Raw genomic sequence first — 25,188 nt, forward strand, 5'->3', positions numbered from 1 at the left:
TCCGGGTTTTTACGGATTTTACCCTAAAGCAAGGCGAAGATCTTCTGGAGGCCCAGGGCCTTCCAGGTAGGGGCGACCCGGGGGGTCGCCCCTACTATCCGATTCGCGGCAACAAGAAGGGCCGGACACCCCTTGATGCCCGGCCCTGAGATCTGCGGAGCGCCCGGATGGGATGACGTCAGCGCTCGCCGGAAGCCCGTTTGACGATCTTCACACGGCCGGCCAGGGGACGCTCCTCGCCAGGCTTCCCCTTCCCTTTGGGCGCGGCCTTCGCGGCCAGCAGCCGATCCCGTTGCTGGGCCTCCTCCACCGAGAGCCCCTCCAGCACCGCCTGGCGGGAGAGGCGGATCTTGCCGTCCTCGTCGATGTGGGTGACCATCACCAGGATCTGGTCGCCCACGCGCACCACGTCCTCGATGCGGTTCACCTTCTGGTCGGCGATCTGGGAGATGTGGACCATCCCCACCTCGCCGGGGAGGATCTCCACGAAGGCCCCGAAGTCGGTGATGCGGATGACCTTCCCCAGGTAGATCTTGCCCACCTGGGGTTCCTCGGCGTAGGCCTCGATCTTGAGGCGGGCGCTCTCGGCGTCGGCCAGGCTGGTGGCGGCGATGTGGACCGTCCCGTCCTCCTCGATGTCGATCTGGGTATGGGTCTCCTCCTGGATCTTGCGGATGGTCTTCCCGCCCGGCCCGATGAGGGCGCCGATCTTCTCCACCGGAATATGGACGGTGAAGATGCGCGGGGCGTGCGGCTTGAGCTCCGGCCGCGGGGCGGGCAGGACCTCCAGCATCTTCTCCAGGATGTAAAGGCGGGCCTCACGGGCCTGATGAAGGGCCTCGGCCAGCACGTGGTAGGGCAGCCCCTTGATCTTGACATCCATCTGCAGGGCGGTGATCCCATCCGCCGTGCCGGCCACCTTGAAGTCCATGTCCCCCAGGTGATCCTCCATCCCCTGGATGTCGGTGAGGATCACGTATTTCCGCCAGGTCTCATCGGCGGTCACCAGGCCCATGGCCACACCGGAGACCGGCTTGCGGATCGGGACCCCGGCGTCCATCAGGGCGAGGGTGGAGCCGCAGACGCTGGCCATGGAGGTGGAGCCGTTGGAGGAGAGCACCTCGCTCACCACCCGGATGGTGTAAGGGAACTCCTCCTCCGGCGGGATCACCGGCAGCAGCGCTCGCTCCGCCAGGGCGCCGTGCCCGATCTCCCGCCGGGAGGCCCCGCGCAGCACTCGCACCTCACCGGTGGAGAAGGGTGGGAAGTTGTAATGGTGGATGTAGCGCTTGGTCTCCTCAGGGGCCAGCGTGTCCAGCTCCTGCTGTTCGGCCAGGGTGGCCAGGGTGGCCACCGAGAGGACCTGGGTGTCGCCCCGGGTGAAGATGGCCGAGCCGTGGGCTCGGGGCGCCACGTCTACCTCGCACCAGATGGGCCGGATGTCCTTCGGGCCGCGCCCGTCCGGCCGGCGGCCCTCCTCCAGGATGCGGCGGCGCACCTCCTCCCGCAGCGCCTCGTGGAAGCTCTCCTTCACCTGGGCCTGCTCATACTCGGAGAGGGCCTGGAGGATCTCCTCCTCCAGCTCGTCCAGCGCCTCGTTCCGCTTGTCCTTGTCGAAATACGTGTCCAGGATCTCCGCGATCTGGTGATCCAGGCGGGCGCGGACAGCCTGGCGAACCTCCTCGGAGATGGAGAAGGCCTTGTAGGTGGCCTTGGGCTTGCCGATGGCGGCCCGCATCTCCTCCTGGAGGGCGATCAGCGGCTGCATGGCCTCGTGGCCCAGGCGGATCGCCTCCACCATCAGGTCCTCGGGGATCTCATTGGCCCCCGCCTCGACCATGATCACCGCGTCCGCTGTGCCCGCCAGCCGCAGGTCCAACCGGCTGTGCTCCATCTGGCTGACCGTGGGGTTGATCACGAACTGCCCGTCGATGTAGCCCACGCGCACCGCCCCCACCGGCCCGAACCAGGGGATGTCCGAGATGGTCAAGGCCGCCGAGGCCGCGATGATCGAAGGAATATCCAGGTGATATTCCGGATCCGCGGAGAGGCTGGTCAGGATGATCTGGACGTCATTGCGTAGGTCTTTGGGGAACAGGGGTCGGAGGGGGCGATCCACCAGGCGGGCGGTGAGGATGGCGTTCTCCGAGGGCTTGCCCTCCCGACGCTGGAAGCTGCCGGGGATGCGACCCGCCGCATAGAGCCGTTCCTCGAAATCCACGCTCAGGGGGAAGAAATCGATGCCCTCCCGCGGCTCCTTCGCCATGGTGGCGGTGGCCAGGATCATCGTGTCGCCGACGCGGACGATCACCGCGCCGTTGGCCTGCCAAGCGAAGTAGCCGGTCTCAATGACGATCTCCTTGTCGCCGACCATCGTTTTGAAAACATGCTTCTCTCGCCTCATGTCCGATCACACCCCTCCGGCTCGGATGCCATCATGGCCCTGTATCCCGGATAAGAGCCCTGGCCCGGTCGATGACCCGGGCGCCCGCCCCTGCCTCCGCAGGCGCCAGGATCCTCTGTGAAACACGGGGCGTCCTCCCACGCCCGTCCGCCGGATCATTTGCGCAAGCCCAGCCGCTCCAGGATCGCGCGATAGCGTTGCGGATCCACCCGGGCCAGGTAGCGAAGCTGGCGCCGGCGCTTGCTGACCAGCTTCAGGAGGCCGACCCGGGAATGCTCATCGTGCTTATGCTGTTTGAGATGCTCGGTCAGGCGATTGATCCGCTCGGTCAGAATGGCGATCTGCACCTCCGGCGAACCGGTGTCCGACTCGTGGCGCCGGAACATCTCGATCAGCTGCTGCTTTTCCTCTTTCGACAGGCTCACCGCGCTTCCCTCCCATCGGGGATTGAATGCGGGATCGTTTCCCAGGTTATCTATTGTAATCTGCGGGGAGGAGTTCTGCAAAACCGTCCGACATGACATGAAAAGCAGGAAGAGGCGCAGGATGGGAAGCCAGGACCTTCTCGGATCCCCGATCTTGACGGGGGTTCCCGGGATGTGGTATATTCCGAGGTGGGTGGGCCCGTGGTGTAGCCTGGCCGAACACGCCGCCCTGTCAAGGCGGAGATCGCGGGTTCAAATCCCGTCGGGCCCGCTCAGACAGGGGGAAGGCGGAGCTCCCGCCTTCCCCCTTTTTTTTTCGTAGACCTGCCGATCCCCCTCACCCGGGCTATAGGGTGGTCGCCCTGCGCCGGCGCAGCCCGTAGCCGATCCCTGCCAGCAACACCCCTGCTCCGGCCAGCAGCCATCCAACCCACGCGGGAACCGCACGGGTCTCCCCGCCGGTGGGCGGGAGCGCCGCCCGGATCTCCCCGCACGAGACATAGACGGAGATCTCTTGATGGGAATGGTCACCGTCTCCTGAGCCGGCGCCGCCCCGATGACCAGGAGCGCGAGCAGGATGCCGATGAGCCAGCGCATGCGGTTCATGGTTCCCTCCTGAAATCGGAGTTTGAAGAAAGGCCCGGCGGGGGATCCCCGCTCAAGGGCCTTCGCTTCCGATGGCCAGCGCGCTCAGATAGGCGATGAGGTCCGCCACCTCTTCTTCTGCGAGGTCCGCCCCGACGGCCGGCATCTGACCTCCGCCCTCCCGGATCTGCCGGGCGATGAAGGCCGGGATGTGGCGCCGGACTTCATCCACCGGCACGGAAGCCGGTGGCTCGAAGCCCAGGCCGGTCCCCGGCAAACGCCTGCCTTCGAGATGGCACGACGCGCAGCGCTGCCGGAAAAGGGCCCGTCCCCGAGCCACCGCCCCCGGGTCCGGAGGAACAGGGGTCCGGGCGAAGGTTGGCTCCCCTTCCAGCGTCCTCAGGTAGCCGAGCAGGCGCTCGATCTCCTCCTCGCTCAGTCGGTCGCCAAAGCCCGGCATGTTCCCCGCCCGTTGCGGATTTGCTGACGGACGAAATCCGCGGAGTGCCGATGAACGACACCGCGCAGGGAGGGGCCCGCGCCTGGCGCATGGCCTCCCTGGGGATGGCAGGACTCCCAGAAGGCTGCGAAAAGCCCCGCCCCGGTCTCCGATCGGGTAGCGGTCGGAGAGGGGGAGGGAGCAAGCGCGATAGTCGGAAAGCGGGAGATCGCCGGAATCGACGGCGTCGCTCCCTCCGGCCGGGCCGCAGCCTGGCATCCGATTATCCCGGCCGTGAGAACCCATGGGATCCACCGGCGGCCCCTGCGGGCGGGCACGCTCCCTCCTCATCGCGATGCCTTTCTGTTTCTTGATATGGATCCACCCTGGCGGCGGTTCACGAGCGCGAACCGCCATCCGCGGCCTCAGGCCCCCAGCGGGTCGGGTTTCGGCTATCATAGGAGAAGATCCGCAGGAGGGAACCGTCGATGGCGCCGATCGGAGCGTTCACCTTCGTCCTCCACGCCCACATCCCCTATTGCCGGCGCGCCGGGCGCTGGCCCCACGGGGAGGAGTGGCTCCACGAGGCGATCGCCGAGACCTACCTCCCCTTGCTGGACGCCCTCTATGACCTGCACGAGGAGGGGGTCCCGGCCCGTCTGACCCTGAGCCTCACGCCGGTGCTGGCGGAGCAGCTGGCGGATCCGCTCATCCAGGAGCATTTCATCGAGTATGCGCAGGACCGGCGGAGTCGGGCGGAGCAGGATGTGGCCCGCTTCGAGGCCGAAGGGAATCCCCACCTGCGGGAGCTGGCACGCTTCTATGTGGACTACTACGATCGACGGCTGCGAAGTTTCATCCATCGTTACGGTCGGGACCTCATCGGAGCATTCCGGCGCCTCCAGGAAGCCGGGGTGATCGAGCTGATCACCAGCGCGGCGACCCATGGCTATCTCCCCTTGCTCTCCCGGGATTCCTCCATCCGGGGCCAGCTGCGCACCGGCATCCGGACCTACCGGCGGTTCTTCGGGAGGGATCCCTTCTCCATCTGGCTCCCGGAGTGCGCTTACCGGCCCGCCTATCGCCTGCCGGACGGAACCATCCGGCCCGGCCTGGAATATTTCCTGGCCCGGGAGGGGCTCCGGCTGTTCTTCGCTGAAACCCATGCGGTGGAGGGAGGGCGCCCGGTGGGGAAAGCGGCGGGCGACGCCATCGGCCCCTACGGCCAGATCGTGCGCCATTACGTGATCCCCTTCGAGGCCATCGAAGGCGTCCGGGGCACCACCTACCGTCCGTATTATGTGGCCCGCACAGACGTCCCCGGCGGGGAACACTCCGGTGTGGCGGTGGTGGCCCGCAACAACCGCACGGGGATGCAGGTGTGGTCTGCTGACTGGGGCTACCCGGGCGATTTCGATTACCGGGAGTTCCACAAGAAGGACGGGCGCTCCGGCCTGCAATACTGGCGGGTGACCGGAAAAGTGGACCTGGGGGAGAAGGACTACTACCATCCGGAATGGGCGGCGGCCAAAGTGGAGCAACATGCAGGGCACTTCGTGGATCTGGTGCACGATCTGCTGCGGGAGTTCCATCGGTCCACCGGGCAGGTCGGCTTGATCGCCTCGAATTACGATGCTGAGCTGTTCGGCCACTGGTGGTTCGAGGGCGTGGACTGGATCCGGGCAGTGTTGCGGCGTCTGGCGCAGAGCCAGGAGGTCTGGCTGGCCACGGCCCGGGAGTTCCTGGAGGCCTACCCTCCGACGGAGGTGCTGGCCCTCCCGGAGTCCAGCTGGGGCCTGGGAGGGGGACACTGGACGTGGGACAACCCGGAGACCCACTGGATGTGGGAGCCGATCCACGAGGCCGAGGCGCGGATGGAGCGGCTGGCCGCACGATATCCGGAGGCGGACGCGGAGACCGCCCGAGTGCTCAACCAGGCCGCCCGGGAGCTGTTGCTCCTTCAGGCCAGCGACTGGCCCTTCCTCGTCACCACCGGCCAGGCCCGCGCCTACGCCATTGAGCGTTTCACCACCCACCTGGAGCGCTTCGAGGCCCTCTGCCGCTCAGTGGAGGTCGGACGACCGGATGGGGACCTGGCGGAGGCTTACTGGGAGCTGGACAAGGTGTTCCCGGATCTGGATTACCGGTGGTGGGCCCCCGCATGACCGGCTCGCACGGGTCTGCTCACGGGCGGGGACTTCCTTGCAACCATCGCTGAATCGCCTCCCGGAGGAGAGCGCGGAGCTCCGGGTCCGGGACATCCTCCACGCGCTGGTAACGCTGCGTTCCAATGAGGATCCCCAGGGTGCCGTCCGGAAGGGTTTCCAGGCGGACAGCCCGATAGGGCAGCTCGGGATGTTCCCGGAGGAGTTCCTGGAGGATACGGTCCAGCTGCTCTGCAGGCGCAGGACCCTGTACACGGGACTCCGCCGGCAGCGTGGGGGTGGATTCCCGGAGCATGGCCTGCAGGGCTTGCATCGCCTCGAGGACGAGCAGGGCCGCGCGGTGATCGTGGATCTCCCGCAGGTGACGGTAACGTTGCTTCCCCACCTCGATCCGCCACGTGCCGTCAGGCTCCCGGATCATGGCCACACCGGTTTCGGTTCTGGGCGGAGGCAGCGCACCCGCGGGCTCCCCTCCTCGCCCGCCGCTTAGGGCGAACCCCAGGACGATCCCGAAGAGGAGGCCAACGATCAGCGCGCCCCCGGCGAAATAGTAAACCAGCTCCAGAGAAACCACCGTTTCCCCTCCTGAAAAAATTCCCCTCTGTGACACTCCCCGATGGCTTCCATTATAGTTCTAACGGCCCCCGCCACCCCGCGTGGGCGCCCCCCACGCGCGGATGGAAGCGAGGTCCGGGGCGAAAGCCCCTCCTACAAAACCATCTTTTTGTAGGAGCGGCTTTAACCGCGACCTTTGTGTCATCGCGAACCAGGGGCTCAGGGGTTGCCGGAGCCGCCTTCACCGCAACGACTCCGTCATCGAAGACGGATGGTCGGGGCTAAAGCCCCTCCTACAGAAGCCCATTTTTGTTAGGAGCGGCTTCAGCCGCGACCTTTTGCCCATGTAGGCCGAAATTCATTTCGGCCACTGCTCGGAGGAGCTTCTCCCGCCGTGACGAATCGGGGTGCAAAGAGAGGCGTTCGAGACGGAGGCCCCTCCTGGAGATATGGACATGGGCTGGGAGGAGGTGTTCCCAGCCCATGTCCCCATGGCCTCGAAAGGTCCTCGCCGTCGGATCTTCCTTCAGCGGACCTCCCGCACCAGGCGCTCATAGGGGATGTCCGCCTGCAGCAGGCCTTTGGCCCGGGCCCAGGCGATCACATCCGAGAACTGCTCCCGGGTCGGCAGCGCTCGATCCGGATACGGAGGCAGCCGGTAGGTCCCCACCAAAGGCTGGGGCACCAGCTGCTTCTCCGCCAGGAGGCCGGCGTATTTTTCCGGGTTCGCCCGGATGGCCGCCACCGCTCGATCCCAGGCCTGGAGGAAGCGTCGGGCCGCCTCCGGGTTCCGCTCCACCACCTCCGCCCGGAAGCTGAGCACGCTCAAGGAGATGGACCGCACCTCCCGGTCATCCGCGACCACCTGCGCGCCCTGCTGGATGGCCAGCGTGGCGAAAGGATCCGGGAGGGTGGCGGCCTTCACTCGACCCTCCATCAGCGCCTGCAGCCGGTCCGGGATCCGCGGGATGTGAACGGTCCGATAATCCCCGGGCTTCAGACCCGCCCGCTCCAGGATGCGGTCGGTCATGTATTCGATAACCGTGCCCTGGGAGATGGCGATCTCCACGCCCTTGAGATCCTGAGGGCTCTGGATCCCGGCGTTGGGGTTGGCCAGGATGAAATACTGAGGGGCTTCGGGATATGCCTGACGGGCGATGCGGACCACGTAGATCTGAGCTTTCTCCTTGTTGTAGAAAAGGGTGGAGACGGTGTCGTTGACCATGGCATCGATGCGGCCGGCCTGCATCAGCTGATCCCGCTCGGCCGCCGAGGCGGCTGGGATCACCTCCACCTCCAGGCCCTCCTGGGCGAAATACCCTTCTGTCTGGGCCACATATACGGGCAACACGTCCAGGATGGGCAGCGCGCCGAACCGCACGGAGAGCGGACGGGCGCCCGCGGAGGGCTGACAGGCGACGAGCCCCAGGCCGATGGCGATGCCGATGAGGATCCGTCGAAGCATGGTTCCCCTCCAAATGAAAATCTTCACAAACTATGCCGCAAAAGCGGGGTCCCGTCAAGGGATGCCCTGCCCAGTCCGGACGGCCTACAGAGATCCAATAGGGGAAGCGGGAGGTATGTCCCAGAATGGTCGGAAGCTCAGCGCGATGTAGGCCAACTGCTCACAGTTGACCTCCATGGATAAGCGGGGGCAGTGTCTTGCCCACACAGCCGATAGAATGGGGACGCACCCAAGCGGAGAGCTTTCGGAGGCTAAAATAAGGGCGCACTCCTTGGCGGAAGGGAACGATGAGCGGGGATCGCCTCGCGCGGGAGGGCTTCGATCTTGCCTTTCGGATCAGCGGGCATGCCCTGGCGCATTCGGTGGTCCTGCTGAGTGTGCCCCTCCTGCTCCTGAACGACCACCTTCTGAAAGCCCGCTTCCCCTCGTTCTGGACGGGCAAGCTGAGCGATTTCGCCGGGCTGTTCTTCTTCCCGTTTCTGGTGATCCCCGCCCTGGCGCTTGCGTTGGGCCCCCTTCGCCTCTCACCCTCTCGCCTTGCCGACCTGGGGTTCGGGCTGACCGCGCTTTCCTTCGCCGCCCTGAAGTTCTCCCCACCGTTGAACGCCGCCATCGCCACCATCGTCTCCGCCCTCCTGGGCCGTCCGGCGGTCTTCGCGCTGGATCCCTCCGATGGGATCGCGCTGATCGCGTTGATCCCTTCCCGCTGGCTCTGGAAGCGCACGGCCCGGAAGGTGCAGGTAGGTCAAGATGCTCCGCCCCGCTGGGCCTGGGTCGCCTGGATCCTGGCCATGATTGCTTCCCTCGCCACCCCTCCATGCCCACCGGAGCTTTTGGTGCGCCGCATTCTTGTGTGGAGGGACCACGTCTATGCGGGCCTGACCTCGGTGGGAAGCGGCCACCCCACGTGGGTGGTCAGCGCGGATGGGGGCGAGACATGGCAACGGATGGAGGGTCTACCCCTATGGCTCCAGCAGGAGCCCGTCACGCTTGACTGGCCAATCGTGCGCTGCCGCGCGGATCAGCCCTCCGTGTGCTACCGAATCCCTGGCCCGGGCCGGGTGGAAGCCAGCACGGACGGGGGGCAAACGTGGCGGACCGCTTGGGCACCCCCGTGGGGACGGGAGAGTTTCCGCAAGCGGCTGCTCAGCATGTTTCCGATCGGTTGCATGAAGCAGATCATTGACGAAGGACCCTATGATCTGACCTTCGATCCGGAGGGGAACCGATGGCTGGTGGCGCTGGGGACGGAGGGGATTCTCATTCTATCCCCGGACAGGCCGTGGCGCATACAGGATATTCAGATCAGCGGATTCGGGGGGTTCCACATCACCCACACGCCCTATGCGGCGGAAAATCTGGTTGGAGCAGCACAGATCACGATGACTGAGTCATATGCCACCGTGGCGCTGGCGCTGCTGTTCTACCAGGTCCAGAGCTACCGGGCGATCGCACGCCTGAGGTCCGCCATCGGCTCGGCCGTTCGTTTCTCTGCGCCGACGCCCCGCCGTCGGAGTCGGGCGTGGATCATCTTCTTGATTGGGATCGGCCTCCCGATCGCCATATTTTTCCTCTCCGGCCTGTCCATGGGCCTCCTGCCGGAGCGGACCCTTGAAGCGATAGCCCCTGTATTTCTAAAGCTAATCTTCCTGGTTTTATTTATCCTCCTGTCGAGTGGACCTCCATTTCTGCCTCTGAATACCATCAGCCTGCTCCTCATAATCGTTTCAATTATCCTGATCTGGAGGCTGCGGAGGAAGTGGCGGGCGCTGCGGGAGAGCGCGCCGCGCCCGGAGGCCATCCGGGCCGTCCATCGGGAGATCGTCCTGGCTGCATTGGGGATCTCGCCAGGGGCCTGGGCGCCTTTCGTCGCCTGGGCCATGGGATGGATCCCGCTGTATGAGATGGCGCTGGTAGGGGCAATCCTCATCGCTGTCAGCGCCACGATCGGGAGCGCCTTACGGATCCGGCGATGGCAGAAACTGCTACAATCTACAAACGAGCCTCCCAAGGGTTGAGGAGGCGTCCCGGTAGAACCGGACCATCAGATCCCGCGAGCTTCACGCAATGGAGGCACAGATGACCGCCAAGTCGTTCGACGTGAAGGATCTCTCGCTGGCCGACCGCGGCCTGCAGCGGATCGAGTGGGCGGATCGGGAGATGCCGGTGCTGCGGCGCATCCGGGAACGGTTCGAGCGGGAGCGCCCACTGGTCGGGATCCGCATCTCCGCCTGCCTGCACGTGACCACGGAGACGGCCAACCTGGTCCGCACGTTGCAGGCCGGCGGGGCGGAGGTGGCCCTCTGCGCCAGCAATCCCCTGAGCACCCAGGACGACGTGGCCGCCGCCCTGGTGCGCTTCTTCGAGGTCCCCGTCTTCGCCGTCAAAGGGGAGGACACGGAGACCTATTACCGTCACATCCAGGCGTGCCTGGCCCACCGCCCCCACATCACCATGGACGACGGGGCGGATCTGGTGAGCACGCTGCACAAGGAACGGCCGGCGTGGATGGCGGAGATCCTGGGCGGCACCGAGGAGACCACCACCGGGGTGATCCGCCTGCGGGCCATGGCCCGGGAGGGCGTCCTCGCTTACCCCATCATCGCCGTCAACGACGCGCTGACCAAGCACCTCTTCGATAACCGTTACGGCACCGGCCAGTCCACCATCGATGGCATCCTGCGGGCCACGAACATCCTCCTGGCCGGACGCGTGGTGGTGGTGGCCGGATATGGATGGTGCGGCCGCGGGATCGCCATGCGGGCCCGGGGGATGGGCGCCCAGGTCATCGTCACCGAGGTGGATCCCCTGCGAGCTCTGGAGGCGGCGATGGACGGCTTCCGGGTGCTCCCGATGATGGAGGCGGCACGGGAGGGGGATCTCTTCATCACCGCCACCGGCAACATCCACATCATTGACCGGCCTCACTTCGAGGTGATGAAGGATGGCGCCATCCTGGCCAACGCCGGGCATTTCAACGTGGAGATCAACATCCCGGCGCTGCGGGAGATGAGCGTCGGGGAGCCGCGGCGGGTGCGGGAGTTCGTGGAGGAATACACCCTGAAGGACGGGCGCCGGATCTACCTGCTGGCCGAGGGGCGGCTGGTGAACCTGGCCGCCGCGGAAGGCCACCCCAGCGCGGTGATGGATATGTCCTTCGCCAACCAGGCCCTCTCGGTGGAATACCTGGTCCGCCACGGGCGTTCCCTGGAGCGCCAGGTCTATCCGGTCCCCCGGGAGATCGATCAGGCGGTGGCCCACCTGAAGCTGGAGACGATGGGGATCCGGATCGACCGCCTGACGCCGGAGCAGGAGCGCTACCTGGCCTCCTGGGAAGAGGGAACGTAGCGCGAACATCCGGGCGCTTCGAGCCGTTGCCCTCCGCCCGCCTTCAGAACCCCGCTGTGAGGAAGGAAACAGGGGCAGCCAGGGAGGCTGCCCCTGTTCCGCAAACCGGTGAACCCATCCGGTGAACACCGGGCCTACGGGCCTACGGGCCTACGGGCTCTGGTCCGCCTATTCCGCAAACCGGTGAACCCATCCGGTGAACACGGCCACCAGCTCGCCGTCCCGCCGCACCTCCACCCGGTAGAGGGCAGCCCGGCGGCCGCGATAGACCTCCTCGGCCACCGCCTCCACCCGCTCCCCCGCCCCCACCGCCCGCAGGTATTCCATATGGGTGGAGAGGGCCACGGCGCGGACCCCATGGGAGTTGGAGGCGAGGGCGAAGGCAGCATCCGCCAGTGTATAAAGGAAGCCGCCGTGGGCGGTTCCGTGGAGATTCAGGTGCTCCGGGCGCACCACTCCCCATACCCGAGCCTGTCCGGGCCCCGGGATCTCCGCCTCCAACCCTAGGGCCTTCATAAAGGGATCCACCATCGTCGGGACGGAGCCGCTCATGCGTCCTTCGGCCGCATGTCCACCACCCGTCGGAGCTTCCCGCCTTCGCTCCGGGGCAGGGTGTTGGGCGGGGTGAGGGTGACCTTCACGTGAATCCCCAGGGCTTCATCCAGCACCTGGTTCACCTTCTCCCGCAGGCCCTGAACAGCCTCGATGCTCTCGAACACCTCCCCGGCCAGCAGCTCCCCGCCCACCTCCCGGAAGAAGGCCTCGGTCACCTCCACCTTTACCTCCAGCTGATCCAGCCGGCCCTCCCGGGTGACCACCAGCTGGTAGTGGGGCGCGACATGGGGCAGGCCCACCAGCGCTGCCTCCACCTGAGACGGGAACACGTTCACCCCGCGGATGATCAACATGTCATCCGTGCGCCCGAGCACCCGGGACATGCGCACGAAGGTCCGCCCGCAGACGCAGGGGGTCGGATCGATGGAGGCCAGATCCCCGGTCCGGTAGCGGATCACCGGCATGGCCTCCTTGGTCAGAGTGGTGAAGACCAGCTCCCCCACCGTCCCGGGCGGGACCGGCTCGCCGGTGGCCGGGTTGACGACCTCAACCAGGAAGTGATCTTCGAAAATGTGGGAGCCGTTCTTGGCCTCGATGCATTCGTTAGAGACACCGGGGCCGATGACCTCGCTCAGACCGTAGATGTTGACCGCGTGGACCCCCAGCTTCTCCTCGATCTCCCGGCGCATGCCCTCCGTCCACGGTTCGGCGCCCAGGATGAAGACCCGCAGGTTAAGGTCGCCCGGCCGGTAGCCGTTGGACAGGAGGGCGTCGGCGATGACCAGCGCGTAGGAGGGGGTGCACGCCATCACGTGGGTGCCGAAGTCCTTGAGGATCATCAGCTGACGGCTGGTGTTCCCCCCGGAGACCGGGACCACCACCATCCCCAGCTTCTCCGCCCCGTAGTGCATCCCCAGGCCGCCGGTGAAAAGGCCATAGCCGTAGGCGTTCTGGAAGACCTCCCCCGGTCGGGCGCCGGAGAGCACCAGACAGCGGGCGCAGACCTCCGCCCACACCTCCAGATCGTTGCGGGTGTAGCCCACCACCGTTGGCTTCCCCGTGGTCCCCGAGGAGGCGTGGATGCGGATCACCTGGTTCAGGGGAACGGCGAACATGCCGAAGGGATAGGTCTCCCGCAGATCCGCCTTGGAGGTGAAGGGGAGCTTCGTAATGTCCTGCAGGTGCCGGATGTCTGACGGCTTCACCCCCGCCTCGTCCATCTTCCGCCGGTAGTGCGGGACCCGGTGGTAGACGTAATCCACGATGCGCTGGAGGCGCTCCAGCTGGAGCCGCTCCAGCCGGTCCCGCGGCATGGTCTCCATCTCCTCGTTCCAATACATCGGCTTCGCTTGCACTGCCATAAGCCCCTCCTCATCAGGACATAGGCTTTTCCGTTCCTCGGGAGAGCCCGGAAGCCGCCTGACGCGGCTCCTGTCTCCCGGTTTCCGCTATCCGCCTCACCGATGGGGGCGCGCCGATCCCCTCGGGATCCCCAGCGTGTCCCAGAAGGCCTGCACCGTCTCCAGGAAGGCCTCGGGGCGCTCCCGGATCAGGTCGTGGCCGGCCCCCGGGAAAACCACCAGGCGAGCCTGAGGGATCCAGCGGGCCATCTCCATCGTCTGCTCGATGGGCGTGATGGAGTCGTTTTCGCCGATCAGCAGCAGGGTGGGGACGCGGATGGCCTGCAGATCCTCGGGCCGGAAGTCGGGCCGCCAGCGATCCTCCTCCTGCCAGCCGCGCAGCAACGCCCGCACCCGCTCCTCCGAGCCGTGCCAGCGCACCATCGCCGCCCACCATGCCGGCTGCTCCCGACGGATCCGCTCCGGATCCCAGAAGCCGTCCCCGCGGGTGCGCAGGTTCCGCACCGTGTAGTGGCTGCCGATGAGGACCATCGAGCGGACCCGCGCGGGATGCCGGGTGACCAGATAGAGGGCGGTGGAAGCGCCCCCGCTGAAGGCCACCAGATGGACCGCGGGGATCCCCAACCGGTCCAGCAGCCGCGCCATGTCATCGGCCATCTCCCGCAGGTCCAGGCGTCCAGCCGGGTTAGTGCTCTCCCCGTGGCCCCGCAGGTCCGGGCCGATGAGGTAGAACCGCGCGGCCAGGGGCTCGGCCACCCGCCCCCACGTGGCCCGGAAGGTGCTGCAGGCGTTGTGGAGCAGGAGCAGCGGCGGCCCCTCGCGCGCGCCCCCTTCCTCCCAGGCGATCACCAGCCCATCGCTTAGGGTTTCCTTCCAGCGCACCATCGCCGCCCGCTTCCGCAGTTCGATCAGGTGACGAACACCGGGCGATCCACCAGCAGGGGCTCCCGCACCGGCATCCATTCCCCGGTGAGAACGTGGGCGACCCGGGAGGCCTCCTCGAACCAGGAGCGGGGCGGGATATGCCCCCAGAAGGTAGCCCGGCGCGGGTCGTTGATGGACCAGCGGATGGGCTCCCAATCGGGGTCCGGGATGATGTAGTCGTTCGTGTAGAGCTCGATGCGGTTGCCGTCGGGATCTCGCAGGTAGAGAAAGAAGGCGTTGCTTAAGCCGTGGCGGCCCGGCCCCCGTTCGATGGCCCCTCCCATCCCCCGGGCGGCCAGGATGTCACACGCCCGCAGCACGCTCTGGGTGTCCGCCACCCAGAAGCCGATATGGTGGAGACGGGGGCCGATCCCGTTCATCAAGGCGATGTCATGGACGTTCTGCTTGCGGTGGAGCCAAGCCGCCCACAGCCGGGGCGGGTCCTCGTCGGTCACCGTGTATTCCGAGCAGTAGAAGCCCAGCTTCCCGGTCCACCAGTCGTAGGCCTCCTGTACGTGGGGGACCTGGCAGTTGAAATGATCCAGGCGCATGATGTGGGCGCCCCGGTAGAGATCGAACCGCTGCAGCAACCGCTCTCGCCGGGCGATCTCGTGGAAGAACTCGATGGGAAGCCCGGTGGGGTCCTGGACGCGCAGCGCCCGCCCCTGGCCGGCCTCCTCCTCTTCGGGGGCCAGCCAGCGGACAGGACATCCGGCGCTTTCATACAGCGCGGCCAGGCGATCGAGGTCCTCCGGATCGGCCACGCGGAAGGCCAGGTGGGTCACCCCGGGGCTTGGCGCCTTCTTGAGGATCAGGCTGTAGCGATCCCGCTCCTCCAGACCGCCCAGGTAGAGACGATCCTCCTCGCGAGCGACCTCCACGAACCCCAGGGCCTCCACGTAGAAATCCCGAGCCCGCTCCAGGTCCGTCACGCAGAGCTCCGCATGTGCCGCGCGCGTGATGGAGAACCCGCCCATAGGATTCCTCCTTTGAAGGGTTTCCGGGCTCCGGGTGGTCTCCCTCCATCGCTCCGCCCGGCGCGTCCCATCAAGGCCTCGCCTCCTCCGCCTGGGCGAAGGCCTCCTCCTTCATTTGCTTCAGGAACTCCCGGACCTTCTCCATATAGGGCGTGCGGTCGTGCTTTTGGAAGATGACGCCGGCGATGCGCACCGGATCCCCAAAGTAGAAGCGTTCATACTGGACCTGCCGGCCGGCGAAGGCGGAGAGGGCGGCGTCCCAGGCCAGGCGGAAGAGGGGGATGCGATCGTAGGCCTCCGCCCGGGCGGCCTGGAAGTAACGGCGGATGTCCTCGATGAGCTCGGGGTTCTTCATGTCCTCCTCGGTGACCGTGGCGATGATGCCGCTGGCCGAGAGCTGCTGGATGATCTCCACGATGCGCGGATACCACCGCATATAGAGGTTGCGCGCCGCGTCCAGGGGTGGCCAGGCCGGCCGGAAGGCCCCGAAGGCGTCTTCATGGGCGTCCGCCTCCGCCGCCCGCAGCAGGGCCTTCATGGTCTCGAGGTAAATCCAGATCTCCGCCACCTTCTCCTGCACGTGCTGGAAGCCCTCGATGCCGATGGCGTCGACGATGAGGGAGGCCAGCCCCAGGAAGAACTCCGTCTTAGCGATGTTCTTCACCACCACCTGATGGGCCATCCCCACGATGGCCCCGGTGGCCGCGTAGGCCTGGTTGGCCCGCTCCACGTCCCGGTAGATGAACACCCGCTCCCAGGGGACGAAGACATCGTGGAAGATCACCACGGCGTCGATCTCGTCGAAGCGCGATCCCAGCGGATGATCGAAGGGGGAGCGGCCGTAGTCCAGGGTCTCCCGGCACAGGAAGCGCAGGCCCGGGGTGTCACAGGGGATGCCGACGGCATAACAATACGGAGCGTCCTCCTCGGTGTTGCGCAACAGCGTCGAGGGGAAGACCATGATCTCGTCGACCGCGGGCAGAGTGGCCAACATCCGGGCCCCCCGGATCACGATGCCCCCGTCGGTCTCCTTCACCACCCGGGCTGCCAGATAAGGATCTGCCTGCTTCGAGGGGCCCACTGCCCGGTTGGCCTGGGGGTGGATCAGGGTGTGGGTGAGGCAGAGGTCGTTCTCCCGCAGGTATTCGTAATAGCGACGCATGTGCTCGGCGAAGGCCGGCTCTTTCTCGCCCAGGAAATCCGCCCCGGAGGCGTAGTAAGTGATGGCCCGGTTCAGGTAATCGGGGGTGCGGCCCATGAAGCCGAAGTGGACATCGGCCCAGATCTTCATCATCCGGCTCACCCGCTGCACATCCTCGGCGGAGCGAGGGATCAGGAAGGAGAGGCCGACCTTCTCGCCGCTGCTCGGCGAATCGTAAAGGCATTCGTCCGCCCGCTCCCACTGGAGGTCATACAGACGGGCCATCGATCGAAGCCCGCGGGCGAAGGCCGGGTGCGTGGTGGGGTCCTCCACTCGTTCCCCGCGATGCCAGAGGTCCCGGGGGTGCTCCCGGATCCGCTGCAGGAACTGCGCGCCGGTTCGTGCGCCCATCCTCATCCCTCCTTTTGCCGGAGCTCCTCTATGGCGGGGATCACCGCCCAGCGCCCAGCCGGGGGATGCGAGGCGGGGTCAGGGCCACGTGGATGGTCATCACCTCGGTGTAAAACTCGAAGCTGTAGAAGCCGCCCTCCCGGCCGATCCCGCTGTATTTCGCCCCGCCGAAGGGGGTGCGCAGATCCCGGACGTTGGGGGCGTTGATCCACACCATGCCCACTTCCATCGCCTGGGCCACCCGATGGGCCCGGACCAGATCCCGGGTCCAGATATAGGCGGCCAGCCCGTATTTCACCCCGTTCGCGATGCGGATAGCTTCTTCTTCGGTCTCAAAGGGGAGGACGACCAGGACCGGCCCGAAGATCTCCTCCTGGGCCACCCGCATCTCGGGGCGGACGTCCACGATGACCGTGGGAGCGAAGTAGTTGCCCTCGGGGAGCTGGGGCGGTCGATCGCCGCCCAGGGCGATGGTGGCCCCTTCCGCCCGGGCGACGTCCATGTAGCCCCGCACCCGCTGCCAGTGCTCCGGATGGATCAGGGGGCCGACTTCGGTTTGAGGATCGAAAGGATCGCCCACGCGGATGGCCGCCACCCGCTCCAGCAGATGGCCCAGGAACTCCTCGTAGATCACCCGGTGGAGCAGCAGCCGGGAATTCGAGGTGCAGCGCTCCCCGTTGAGGGAAAAGGCCTGCCAGATCACCCCATCCAGCGCCTGCTCCAGGTCCGCGTCCGGGAAGACGATGGCCGCGTTCTTGCCCCCCAGCTCCATGGAGTAGCGCTTGAGGGTGGAAGCCCCGTTGCGCATGATCTCCATTCCGGTGGTCGTCTCGCCGGTGAAGGAGATCAATTGCACCCCGGGGTGGGCGACCAGGGGGGCACCCGCCCGCTCCCCGAAGCCGTGGACGACGTTGAAGACCCCGGGGGGGAGATCCGCCTCCTGGATGATCTCGGCCAGCATGTTCGCCGAGAGAGGAGACCACTCCGCCGGCTTCAGGACGCAGGTGTTGCCGGCGGCCAGGCAGGGGGCCACCTTCCAGGTCTCCAGCATGAACGGGGTGTTCCAGGGGGTGATCAGCCCGGCCACCCCCACCGGCTTGCGGATCGTGTAGTTGAGGAACTCGCCGTCTTTCGGGTAGGTCTCCCCGATGATGCGGGTGGCCATCTCGGCGAAGAAGTAGAAATTCTCCGCCGCCCGGGGGATGGCACCCTTGCCGGCCTGGGTGATGGGCATCCCGACGTCTAGCACCTCCAGATAGGCGATCTCCTCGGCCCGCTTCAGGATGAGATCGCCGATGCGGCGGAGATAGCGAGCCCGCTCGGCGGCGGGCAGGCGCGGCCACGGCCCCTCATCAAAGGCCCGCCGGGCCGCCCGCACCGCCCGATCCACATCGGCCGCCGTCCCATCGGCCACGATCCCGATGGGACGATTGGTGGCCGGGTTCAGCGTCTCAAAGGTTCCTCCCTCAAGGGCATCCACAAAGGCGTTGTCGATAAAGTGGCGGACGATGTAAAGCCCATCGCGCTGTTCCATGCCGGTTCCTCCATCGATCACGTCCAGCCGGAGACAAAACCGGCTGAAGCGAGCGACAATTCCTCCTCCACCACCGGGTTCTCCAGGACGCCGATGCCTTCGATCTCCAGGCGCATCACATCGCCGGGCTGCACCGGGACGATGCCGCGCGGGGTGCCGGTCCAGAGGGTGTCGCCCGGCTCCAGGGTCATAAACGAGCTGATGTAGGCGATCAGCTCCGGGATGCGATGGATCATCCGCGAGGTGTGCCCCTCCTGGGCCAGACGTCCGTTCACGTAGAGTCGCATGGCCAAGTTGTGCGGGTCGGGGATCTCATCAGGAGTCACCCGCCATGGCCCCATGGGACCGAAGGTGTCCTGGCCCTTGGCCCGCACCGGCGGGCGGTAGAAATTCCCCACGAAGTCCCGGGCGGTGACGTCGTTGCCGATGGTGTAGCCCGCGATCACCTCCCATGCCTCCTCGGGGCGGACGTGACGGCAGCGCCGGCCGATGATGACCACCAGCTCCACCTCCCCGTGCAATACCTTCACTCCCTTCGGGTAGCGCACCGGGGCCCGATGGCCGATCCAGGTGTTGGAGGGCTTGAGGAAGAGGGCTGGCTCCTCGGGCAGGGCGACCTCCAGCTCCTCGGCGTGCTCCCGGTAATTGAGGGCCAGGCCGATGGCCTTGCCCCCGGGCGGCACCGGCGGCAGCCAGACCACCCGCTCCGGATCGAAAGCTCGCCCGTCCGCCACCAGCCTCCCTTCCGGGGTGACCTCCCCCTCCCAGACCCGCCCCTCCGCCGCAAACCGCGCGATCCGCATCGCCCCTCTCAGCTTGCTTCTCAGAGTTGTTCGAGCGCTCCGATCCGTGCTATCCTCGTGTAGAGACACCCGAACTCCCTACCTTCCGGAGCCAAGCCGGATGCAGGAGGGAACATGTCCCAAATCACCCTTATGCTGCCCGATGATCTCTCGACGGAAATCGAACCCTATCGCGATCGGCTGGATGAACTGCTTCGCCTTGGGCTTCGCGAGTTGCGCAAAGCCGAAAGCCTGGTCTTGCTTCGGTCCGGAGCGATCTCGATCGGTAAGGCCGCTCGCCTGGCTGGCGTTCCTCTTCGCGAAATGATCCACTACGCCCTGGCCCATGGGGTCCATCCCCCCATCGATGAAGAGATGATCCATGAGGAGCTGGCATGAAAGTCGTTAGCAACGCCGGCCCTCTGATCACATTGGGCAAACGGGGTCAGCTGGGATTGCTGCTCCGGCTTTATCAGGAAATCTTCATTTCGCAAGAAGTGCATACCGAAGTTGTAGTGAAAGGCCTCGAGATTGGAGAGCCGGACGCAAGCGCAACAGCCTTTCTTGTTAACCAGGGTCTAATTCGCGTTAGGAAGATCGAGTTTCCTTCCTCTCTCCCCGAATGGTCGGGCGGAATCGATGAAGGGGAGATTTCCACAATCCTTCTGGCTCTTCATCTACAGACAGATTGGATATTGGTGGATGATCTCCAAGCCCGTCGGGCCGCTCGGGCGGCCGGGCTTCGATCGAAAGGTTCGATTGGCATTCTGTTGCAGGGTCTGCGAGCAGGTTATCTCTCCCTGGCAGAGTTCGAGCTGTTGATCCATATGATCCGGAACCGTAGAGATCTATGGATCCATCCTCATCTGTGTGAGCTGGCGCTCCAAGAGGCCCGCCGCTTCGCAGGTCGAGATCGTGTGTGAGCAGCCCACCTGAAACCCCTCCAAGGGGCGTCCATTGAACTTCTCCCGCAAAGTCCTCCTATGGGATCAGGCTATAAGCACGCAGCACCTGGCGCAGCCGCTCCACGTTCTCCGGCCGCATAGGGGCGAGGGGAAGCCGGACCTCCGGGGAGATCTTCCCCATCATCCCCAGGGCGGTCTTGGCGGGCACCGGGTTGGTCTCAATGAAAAGGGCGTCGTTCAGGGGCAGCAGCTCATAGTGGAGATCCTGGGCCTCCCGCCAGCGACCCGCCGCCACCAGATCGTAGAGCCGGGCCACCCGGTCCGGCAGCACGTTCCCGGTGGCGCTGACATAGCCTGCCCCGCCGATGGCCAGCACCGGGAAGCACAGCAACTCGATCCCAGAGTAGACCCGGAAGTCCCGCCCCATCCGGTGCAGGAGCCGGTTGATGTGCTCGAAGTCCTTGTTCGCCTCTTTGATCCCAATGATGTTCGGGCAGGCCTCCCGCAGCCGGGCCACCGTGTCGACCTCCAGATGGGCCGCCGTCCGCCCGGGGATGTTGTACAGAATGATCGGGAGGTCGACCCGTTCGGCGATCCCTTTGAAGTAACGGAAGAGCCCTTCCTGGGAGGGCCGGACGTAATAGGGCACCACCACCAGCAGGGCGTCGACACCGGCGGCCTGGGCGGCCTGGGAGAGCCGCACCGTCTCCTCGAAGTTGTTCGTGCCCGTCCCGGCGATGATCGGGACCCGGCCCCGGGCCACCTCCACGGCCAGGCGGTAGAGGCCGACCCGTTCCTCGAAGGTGAGGGCGCTGGGCTCCCCGGTGGTCCCGGTGATCACCAGGCCGTGGGATCCCGAGGCGATCTGCCATTCGATCAGCCCGGCGAACCCCTCCCAGTCCACCGCCCCGTCCCGGAAGGGCGTGACCAGGGGGACCAGGGAGCCGCGCAGGCGCGCGATGTCGCTCATCCGGCTTCCCTCCCGTCCGGGATGGCCAGACGCCGGTAGCTCCCCTCGAAGTAGAGCAACGGCGCTCCCTCCCGCAGGACCCCCGCGGCCTCCACCAGACCCAGGTAGATCGTGTGGTCGCCGCCCCAGTAAGCGCCAGCCACCGTGCAGTCGAGGTAGGCCAGGGCCTGGGTCAGGATGGGGGCGCCGGTGACGGCCACCTGATACGGAACGCCCTCGAAGCGATCGGCGACCGGAATCCGTCCGGCGAACCGCTCGGAGAGCTCCCGCTGATCCTCCGTCAGGAAGTTCACCGCGAAGCAACGCCCTTCCCGCAGCAGGGCGTCACTGCGGCTGTCGTTCTGGATGCAGACCAGCACCAGCGGCGGGTTCATCGAGACGCTGGTGAAGGCCGTGGCTGTGAGGCCGTGGATCTGCTCACCGGCTCGCATGGTCACGACCGTCACCGTGCTCGCCCACCGACGCATCACCTGACGCAGCTGCTCGGGCGGGACGGGCATATGCCGCGACCTCCGAAGGATGGGATCCCGGGAGAGTTGGCGAGGCGCCTCCCAGATAAGCGGCCTGGATGGCCGGGTCCTCCAGCAGGGCTGCCGCGGGCCCTTCCCGGACAATACGTCCGATCTCCATCACGTAGGCGCGGTCGGCGGCCCGCAGGGCCTGGCGGGCGTTCTGTTCCACCAGGAGCAGGGTGAGCCCCTGCCGACGCAGATCGGCGATGATCCGGAAGAGCTCCTGGACCAGCAAGGGGGCCAGGCCCAGGGAGGGCTCGTCCAGGAGGAGGATGCGGGGACAGGCCATCAGCCCGCGCCCGATGGCCAGCATCTGCTGCTCGCCGCCGCTGAGGGTCCCCGCCGTCTGCCGGCGCCGCTCCTTCAGCCGGGGGAAGAGGGCATACACCCGCTCCAGGTCCGCTTCCACGGCCTTCCGCTCGCCCCGCCGAAGCCGCAGATAGGCCCCCAGGCGGAGGTTGTCCTCCACGCTCATGGAGGCGAACAGCTGCCGCCGCTCCGGGATCTGGATCACCCCAAGGGCCACGATCCGCTCCGGCGGCCATCCGGTGATCTCCTGTCCGTCCAGCCGGATCCGCCCGGCGCTCGGGCGCAGCAGCCCGCTGATGGCCCGCAGCAACGTGGTCTTGCCTGCGCCGTTGGCCCCGATCACCGCCACGATCTCCCCGGGCTCCACCCGCAGGGAGACCCCGTGGAGGACCTTCACGGCGCCGTAGGCCACCTCCAGCCCCTCAACCTCGAGCGACATGGGGCAGCTCCTCCTCACCCAGATAGGCCGCGATCACCCGGGGATCCCGCTGGATCACCTCCGGGGGACCCTCTGCGATCAGCCGTCCGTAATCCAGCACCGCGATCTCCTCTGCCAGCCCCATTACCAGGCTCATATCGTGTTCCACCAGGAGGATGGTGATCCCTTCCTGATGCAGTTGCCGGATCAGTTCGGCGAGGCGGGCTTTTTCGGAGGGGTTCAGCCCAGCGCCGGGCTCGTCCAGCAGCAACAGCTGCGGGGTGGCGGCCAGCGCCCGGGCGATCTCCAGGATTCGCTGCAGCCCCAAAGGCAGGCCCTCCGCCGGATGATCCGCCCACTCCGTCAGGCCCACCCGCTCCAAGATCTCCCAGGCCCGGGCCCGGGCGGCCTCCTCCTCCCGACGCATGCGGGGGGCGCGCAGGATCGCCTCGAGCATGCCGCTATGGCCGTGCCGATGTCCTCCCACCAGCACATGCTCCAGCACCGTCATCCCCGGGAACAGCTGGACGTTCTGGAAGGTGCGGGCGATGCCCAGGGCCGCGATCCGATAAGGGGGAAGCCCCACAATAGACCGACCCTGGAACCGGATGTCCCCAGAGGTCGGGCGCAGGGTCCCGGTGATGAGGTTGAATAGCGTGGTCTTGCCCGCGCCGTTCGGCCCGATGAGCCCCTTGATCTGCCCCGGCCAGACGCGGAGCGAGACCTCCATCAGGGCCATCAACCCCCCGAATGCCTTCGAGACCCGAATGACTTCGAGAAGCGGCCGCGCCTCACGCTCCCCTGTGCCATTTGAGCTGACCCGAACCATCCTTCCCTCTCTTCCCTTAATGGAAATCAGCGGCTCGCCGGGATGGTGCCGCGCGCCATCCGACGGCCCCGGAGCCGTCGGAGCCCCCAGACGGTGAGGCCTTCCGGCATGAAGAGCATGATGAGAACCAGGATGGCACCGAAGGCGATGAGCTCGAGCTCCCCTTGGGCCCCGGGGATCAGCCGGCGCAGCTGGGTGCGCAGGACCTCCTGAACCAGCAGCACCGTCAGCGCCCCAAAAGGAGCTCCCCAGATGCTGGCCATCCCCCCCACGGCGGACATCACCACCAGCTCCAGGGAGGGGCCGAACCCGAAGGTGGCCGGGATCACCGTGGTCTGGAAGTGGGCGTAGAGGCTGCCGGCCAGGGCGGCCATCCCCGCGCTCAGGGCGAAGATCCGAGCTTTGTAATGGGGGACCTCCACCCCCACGCTCTCGGCGGCCATCTCGCTGCCGTGGATCGCCCGCAACGCCCGGCCCACCCGGGAGCGGACCACGTTGAGGCCGAGGGCGATGGCGCCGAAGGCGAAGAGCCAGACCAGGAAGTAATACCGCCAAGCCGGCCAGAGGGTCAGCGATCCCAACCGCAGGCGGGGGATCCCCTGCAGGCCATCGAATCCACCGGTTAGGTTCAAATGCGGGAGGCCCAGGTTCTCCCGCAGCAGGATGTAAACGACGACCCCCAGGCCCAGGGTGGCCATCGCCAAGTAGTGGCCCCGCAGCCGCAGGATCGGACGCCCGATCCCATAAGCCAGGAGACCAACCAGGAATGCGCCGCTGAACATCACCAGCCACGGCCATGCCCATCCTTCGGCCAGTCCCGGCGGGATCCCCAGGGCCCGGGCGCGCACGGTCAGGATGGCGGAAAAGAATGCCCCCATCCCGTAAAAGGCCGCCTGCCCCAGAGAGATCTGGCCCGCGTAGCCCATCAGCAGGTTCAGCCCCACCAGGACGATGGTGAACAGGCCGGCCCGGATCATCGTGTCCAGGGTCAAAAAGCCTCCGGTGAGGGTCGACAAGGAGAGGTCGAAGGGCCGCCAGGCTTCCAACAGCCCGATGGCCAGGATCAACGGGACGCCGATGACAAACCCAACCCAGGGCGAGCGCATCCGCATCCTCTCCTCACGTACGCTCGACCTCAGCCTCCGATCCGGCGAACCCCTGCGGGTGGATCAGGAGGACGAGGATCAGGATGATGAAGGCGAACAGATCCTTGAACCCGGCCACCGTCACCCCGGCCCACAAGTTCTCCAAGGCGCCCAAAAGCAGCCCCCCCAGCACCGCCCCCGGGAAGCTCACCAGCCCACCCATGATGGCGGCCACGAAGCCTTTAAGCCCCAGCTCCAGCCCCATCTCATAGGTCGGCCGGGTGGCCGGCCCCAGCACGATACCGGCCATCGCCCCCAGAGCAGCGGCCAGGCCGAAGGCCAGCGTGCTCATGGCGTCCACCCGGATCCCCATCAGCTGAGCGGCCAGGCGGTTGACGGCGCAGGCCCGCATGGCTTTGCCGAGGGTCGTGCGCCCGAAAAACAGCGCCAGGGCCAGAAGCGAGACCCCCAGAGCTCCCCAGATCCACAGGCTCTGGGCCTTGATCCGGAGCGCCCCAAAGCGGAGGGTGGGATCAGCCAAGCTCAGCGTGGTGAAGGAGGGGATCACCTTCGCATAAGGGCCCCACAGCAGCAGGGCCGCGCCCTCCAGGATCAGATACACGCCGACGGTGATGATGATGCGGGTGAGGGGGGAAGCCCGCCGGGCCGGATAAAGGGCCCAACGCTCGACGGCTACCCCGATCCCGGCAACGATGCCAATCGAGAGGAGGGCGGCGAGGGCCAAGCGGAGGCCAGGGGTGGGAGGCCAGCCCCGCTCATAAAAGGAGGCGGTGAGCATGGGCCCCAGCATCACGAAGGCTCCCTGGGCGAAGTTGATCACCCCCGTCACCCGATAGACCAGCACGAAGCCCAGGGCCACCAGGGCGTAGATGCTGCCTCCCCGTAGCCCGTCCAGGAGAAACTGGAGATATTCCGGCGCCCCGAACCCGTGCCGCCGGCCCAGGAGGACCAGCAAAGCCAGCGTCCCCAGCGCGGCGAGGGCCACTCCCCCGCGCCAAGCGCCTTCCTTTGTCCATGCCCGTTCCCCCCAGCGCCATCCCCGGACCATCGCCGCCCTCCACGCAACGG

The 25,188-nt window shown here is 66.6% G+C and carries 23 protein-coding genes and 1 tRNA gene; 6 read left to right on the plus strand and 18 right to left on the minus strand.

Annotation, left to right across the window (positions count from 1 at the left end; all coding sequences use genetic code 11):
• Positions 1–178: 178 nt before the first annotated feature.
• Both CFB18_RS13600 and rpsO read right to left on the minus strand, forming a co-directional pair.
• The gene (locus tag CFB18_RS13600; RefSeq protein WP_088572343.1) at positions 179–2,404 is read right to left on the minus strand and encodes a polyribonucleotide nucleotidyltransferase; all 2,226 of its coding nucleotides are present in this window, start codon (positions 2,402–2,404) and stop codon (positions 179–181) included.
• A gap of 155 nt (positions 2,405–2,559) precedes the next feature.
• Positions 2,560–2,829, minus strand: a complete 270-nt coding sequence (rpsO, locus tag CFB18_RS13605; protein WP_088572344.1) for a 30S ribosomal protein S15 — start codon at positions 2,827–2,829, stop codon at positions 2,560–2,562.
• 195 nt (positions 2,830–3,024) lie between these two features.
• On the opposite strand from rpsO, the gene CFB18_RS13610 reads away from it, so the two are divergent.
• Positions 3,025–3,100, plus strand: a tRNA-Asp gene (locus CFB18_RS13610).
• A 387-nt stretch (positions 3,101–3,487) separates the two neighbouring features.
• Here the strand turns inward: CFB18_RS13610 and CFB18_RS15460 are convergent.
• Complete coding sequence (locus tag CFB18_RS15460; RefSeq protein WP_159461767.1) at positions 3,488–3,874, minus strand: c-type cytochrome; 387 nt, start codon at positions 3,872–3,874, stop codon at positions 3,488–3,490.
• A 467-nt stretch (positions 3,875–4,341) separates the two neighbouring features.
• Here CFB18_RS15460 and CFB18_RS13620 point away from each other — a divergent pair, with 467 nt between their 5' ends.
• A complete protein-coding gene (locus CFB18_RS13620; RefSeq protein WP_088572346.1) occupies positions 4,342–6,018 on the plus strand; it encodes a glycoside hydrolase family 57 protein in 1,677 nt (558 codons plus the stop codon).
• A 19-nt stretch (positions 6,019–6,037) separates the two neighbouring features.
• Here CFB18_RS13620 and CFB18_RS13625 read toward each other — a convergent pair whose 3' ends face one another.
• Both CFB18_RS13625 and CFB18_RS13630 read right to left on the minus strand, forming a co-directional pair.
• Positions 6,038–6,592 carry a hypothetical protein gene (locus CFB18_RS13625; protein WP_088572347.1) on the minus strand — a complete coding sequence of 185 codons (555 nt, stop codon included), beginning with the start codon at positions 6,590–6,592 and terminating at the stop codon, positions 6,038–6,040.
• Between the two features lie 507 nt (positions 6,593–7,099).
• Positions 7,100–8,038, minus strand: coding sequence for an ABC transporter substrate-binding protein (locus CFB18_RS13630; protein ID WP_088572348.1), 939 nt, complete (start codon positions 8,036–8,038; stop codon positions 7,100–7,102).
• Between the two features lie 287 nt (positions 8,039–8,325).
• On the opposite strand from CFB18_RS13630, the gene CFB18_RS13635 reads away from it, so the two are divergent.
• Together CFB18_RS13635 and ahcY are read left to right on the plus strand one after the other, a co-directional pair.
• Complete coding sequence (locus tag CFB18_RS13635; protein ID WP_088572349.1) at positions 8,326–10,056, plus strand: beta propeller repeat protein; 1,731 nt, start codon at positions 8,326–8,328, stop codon at positions 10,054–10,056.
• Between the two features lie 61 nt (positions 10,057–10,117).
• On the plus strand, positions 10,118–11,386 hold the full coding sequence (gene ahcY, locus CFB18_RS13640) for an adenosylhomocysteinase (RefSeq protein WP_088572350.1): 1,269 nt from the start codon (positions 10,118–10,120) through the stop codon (positions 11,384–11,386).
• Between the two features lie 168 nt (positions 11,387–11,554).
• Here ahcY and paaI read toward each other — a convergent pair whose 3' ends face one another.
• The 7 genes from paaI to CFB18_RS13675 form a co-directional block, all read right to left on the minus strand.
• The gene (gene paaI / locus CFB18_RS13645; RefSeq protein WP_088572421.1) at positions 11,555–11,917 is read right to left on the minus strand and encodes a hydroxyphenylacetyl-CoA thioesterase PaaI; all 363 of its coding nucleotides are present in this window, start codon (positions 11,915–11,917) and stop codon (positions 11,555–11,557) included.
• A gap of 17 nt (positions 11,918–11,934) precedes the next feature.
• A complete protein-coding gene (locus CFB18_RS13650) occupies positions 11,935–13,302 on the minus strand; it encodes a phenylacetate--CoA ligase family protein (protein ID WP_234977063.1) in 1,368 nt (455 codons plus the stop codon).
• A 96-nt stretch (positions 13,303–13,398) separates the two neighbouring features.
• Complete coding sequence (locus CFB18_RS13655) at positions 13,399–14,187, minus strand: alpha/beta fold hydrolase (protein WP_159461768.1); 789 nt, start codon at positions 14,185–14,187, stop codon at positions 13,399–13,401.
• Between the two features lie 23 nt (positions 14,188–14,210).
• Entirely contained in the window at positions 14,211–15,203 is a 993-nt protein-coding gene (gene hpaD, locus CFB18_RS13660; RefSeq protein ID WP_088572352.1) for a 3,4-dihydroxyphenylacetate 2,3-dioxygenase, read from the minus strand.
• A gap of 70 nt (positions 15,204–15,273) precedes the next feature.
• Positions 15,274–16,755 (minus strand): 4-hydroxyphenylacetate 3-monooxygenase, oxygenase component, encoded by a 1,482-nt coding sequence (gene hpaB, locus CFB18_RS13665; RefSeq protein WP_088572353.1) that lies wholly within the window; start codon positions 16,753–16,755, stop codon positions 15,274–15,276.
• A gap of 40 nt (positions 16,756–16,795) precedes the next feature.
• Positions 16,796–18,289 (minus strand): 5-carboxymethyl-2-hydroxymuconate semialdehyde dehydrogenase, encoded by a 1,494-nt coding sequence (gene hpaE / locus CFB18_RS13670; protein WP_088572354.1) that lies wholly within the window; start codon positions 18,287–18,289, stop codon positions 16,796–16,798.
• A gap of 17 nt (positions 18,290–18,306) precedes the next feature.
• Entirely contained in the window at positions 18,307–19,092 is a 786-nt protein-coding gene (locus tag CFB18_RS13675) for a fumarylacetoacetate hydrolase family protein (RefSeq protein WP_088572355.1), read from the minus strand.
• Positions 19,093–19,206: 114 nt separating this feature from the next.
• Between CFB18_RS13675 and CFB18_RS13680 the strand changes: the two genes are divergently transcribed.
• Positions 19,207–19,470: a UPF0175 family protein gene (locus tag CFB18_RS13680; protein ID WP_088572356.1), complete on the plus strand. Its 264-nt coding sequence runs from the start codon at positions 19,207–19,209 to the stop codon at positions 19,468–19,470.
• On the plus strand, positions 19,467–19,994 hold the full coding sequence (locus CFB18_RS13685) for a PIN domain-containing protein (protein WP_088572357.1): 528 nt from the start codon (positions 19,467–19,469) through the stop codon (positions 19,992–19,994). Before CFB18_RS13680 ends, CFB18_RS13685 begins: the two co-directional genes overlap by 4 nt.
• Before the next feature lie 58 nt (positions 19,995–20,052).
• Here CFB18_RS13685 and dapA read toward each other — a convergent pair whose 3' ends face one another.
• From dapA to CFB18_RS13715, 6 genes are all read right to left on the minus strand, one after another.
• The gene (dapA, locus tag CFB18_RS13690) at positions 20,053–20,946 is read right to left on the minus strand and encodes a 4-hydroxy-tetrahydrodipicolinate synthase (RefSeq protein WP_088572358.1); all 894 of its coding nucleotides are present in this window, start codon (positions 20,944–20,946) and stop codon (positions 20,053–20,055) included.
• The gene (locus tag CFB18_RS13695) at positions 20,943–21,446 is read right to left on the minus strand and encodes a flavin reductase family protein (protein WP_088572359.1); all 504 of its coding nucleotides are present in this window, start codon (positions 21,444–21,446) and stop codon (positions 20,943–20,945) included. Before CFB18_RS13695 ends, dapA begins: the two co-directional genes overlap by 4 nt.
• A complete protein-coding gene (locus CFB18_RS13700; RefSeq protein WP_088572360.1) occupies positions 21,364–22,206 on the minus strand; it encodes an ABC transporter ATP-binding protein in 843 nt (280 codons plus the stop codon). The genes CFB18_RS13695 and CFB18_RS13700 overlap by 83 nt, the downstream gene beginning before the upstream one ends.
• Positions 22,190–22,924: an ABC transporter ATP-binding protein gene (locus CFB18_RS13705; RefSeq protein ID WP_234977064.1), complete on the minus strand. Its 735-nt coding sequence runs from the start codon at positions 22,922–22,924 to the stop codon at positions 22,190–22,192. The genes CFB18_RS13700 and CFB18_RS13705 overlap by 17 nt, the downstream gene beginning before the upstream one ends.
• 116 nt (positions 22,925–23,040) lie before the next feature.
• Positions 23,041–24,120, minus strand: a complete 1,080-nt coding sequence (locus CFB18_RS13710; RefSeq protein WP_159461769.1) for a branched-chain amino acid ABC transporter permease — start codon at positions 24,118–24,120, stop codon at positions 23,041–23,043.
• Positions 24,121–24,133: 13 nt separating this feature from the next.
• Entirely contained in the window at positions 24,134–25,168 is a 1,035-nt protein-coding gene (locus tag CFB18_RS13715) for a branched-chain amino acid ABC transporter permease (RefSeq protein WP_088572363.1), read from the minus strand.
• Positions 25,169–25,188 lie beyond the last annotated feature (20 nt).

The sequence above is a fragment of the Thermoflexus hugenholtzii JAD2 genome (assembly GCF_900187885.1).
In the GTDB taxonomy this organism is placed as follows: Bacteria; Chloroflexota; Anaerolineae; order Thermoflexales; family Thermoflexaceae; genus Thermoflexus; species Thermoflexus hugenholtzii.

What these genes read in the sequence shown, in the direction of transcription:
- CFB18_RS13655 (WP_159461768.1), bottom strand. Translation starts at nt 14,187, where the DNA reads ATGGTGCGCTGGAAGGAAACCCTAAGCGATGGGCTGGTGATCGCCTGG.
- CFB18_RS13680 (WP_088572356.1), top strand. Translation starts at nt 19,207, where the DNA reads ATGTCCCAAATCACCCTTATGCTGCCCGATGATCTCTCGACGGAAATC.
- CFB18_RS13715 (WP_088572363.1), bottom strand. Translation starts at nt 25,168, where the DNA reads ATGGTCCGGGGATGGCGCTGGGGGGAACGGGCATGGACAAAGGAAGGC.
- CFB18_RS15460 (WP_159461767.1), bottom strand. Translation starts at nt 3,874, where the DNA reads ATGCCGGGCTTTGGCGACCGACTGAGCGAGGAGGAGATCGAGCGCCTG.
- paaI (WP_088572421.1), bottom strand. Translation starts at nt 11,917, where the DNA reads ATGGTGGATCCCTTTATGAAGGCCCTAGGGTTGGAGGCGGAGATCCCG.
- CFB18_RS13600 (WP_088572343.1), bottom strand. Translation starts at nt 2,404, where the DNA reads ATGAGGCGAGAGAAGCATGTTTTCAAAACGATGGTCGGCGACAAGGAG.
- CFB18_RS13685 (WP_088572357.1), top strand. Translation starts at nt 19,467, where the DNA reads ATGAAAGTCGTTAGCAACGCCGGCCCTCTGATCACATTGGGCAAACGG.
- hpaE (WP_088572354.1), bottom strand. Translation starts at nt 18,289, where the DNA reads ATGGAACAGCGCGATGGGCTTTACATCGTCCGCCACTTTATCGACAAC.
- hpaD (WP_088572352.1), bottom strand. Translation starts at nt 15,203, where the DNA reads ATGGGCGGGTTCTCCATCACGCGCGCGGCACATGCGGAGCTCTGCGTG.
- CFB18_RS13620 (WP_088572346.1), top strand. Translation starts at nt 4,342, where the DNA reads ATGGCGCCGATCGGAGCGTTCACCTTCGTCCTCCACGCCCACATCCCC.
- ahcY (WP_088572350.1), top strand. Translation starts at nt 10,118, where the DNA reads ATGACCGCCAAGTCGTTCGACGTGAAGGATCTCTCGCTGGCCGACCGC.
- hpaB (WP_088572353.1), bottom strand. Translation starts at nt 16,755, where the DNA reads ATGGGCGCACGAACCGGCGCGCAGTTCCTGCAGCGGATCCGGGAGCAC.
- CFB18_RS13630 (WP_088572348.1), bottom strand. Translation starts at nt 8,038, where the DNA reads ATGCTTCGACGGATCCTCATCGGCATCGCCATCGGCCTGGGGCTCGTC.
- CFB18_RS13710 (WP_159461769.1), bottom strand. Translation starts at nt 24,120, where the DNA reads ATGCGCTCGCCCTGGGTTGGGTTTGTCATCGGCGTCCCGTTGATCCTG.
- CFB18_RS13705 (WP_234977064.1), bottom strand. Translation starts at nt 22,924, where the DNA reads ATGGCCCTGATGGAGGTCTCGCTCCGCGTCTGGCCGGGGCAGATCAAG.
- dapA (WP_088572358.1), bottom strand. Translation starts at nt 20,946, where the DNA reads ATGAGCGACATCGCGCGCCTGCGCGGCTCCCTGGTCCCCCTGGTCACG.
- CFB18_RS13635 (WP_088572349.1), top strand. Translation starts at nt 8,326, where the DNA reads ATGAGCGGGGATCGCCTCGCGCGGGAGGGCTTCGATCTTGCCTTTCGG.
- CFB18_RS13650 (WP_234977063.1), bottom strand. Translation starts at nt 13,302, where the DNA reads ATGGCAGTGCAAGCGAAGCCGATGTATTGGAACGAGGAGATGGAGACC.
- CFB18_RS13700 (WP_088572360.1), bottom strand. Translation starts at nt 22,206, where the DNA reads ATGTCGCTCGAGGTTGAGGGGCTGGAGGTGGCCTACGGCGCCGTGAAG.
- CFB18_RS13695 (WP_088572359.1), bottom strand. Translation starts at nt 21,446, where the DNA reads ATGCCCGTCCCGCCCGAGCAGCTGCGTCAGGTGATGCGTCGGTGGGCG.
- CFB18_RS13675 (WP_088572355.1), bottom strand. Translation starts at nt 19,092, where the DNA reads ATGCGGATCGCGCGGTTTGCGGCGGAGGGGCGGGTCTGGGAGGGGGAG.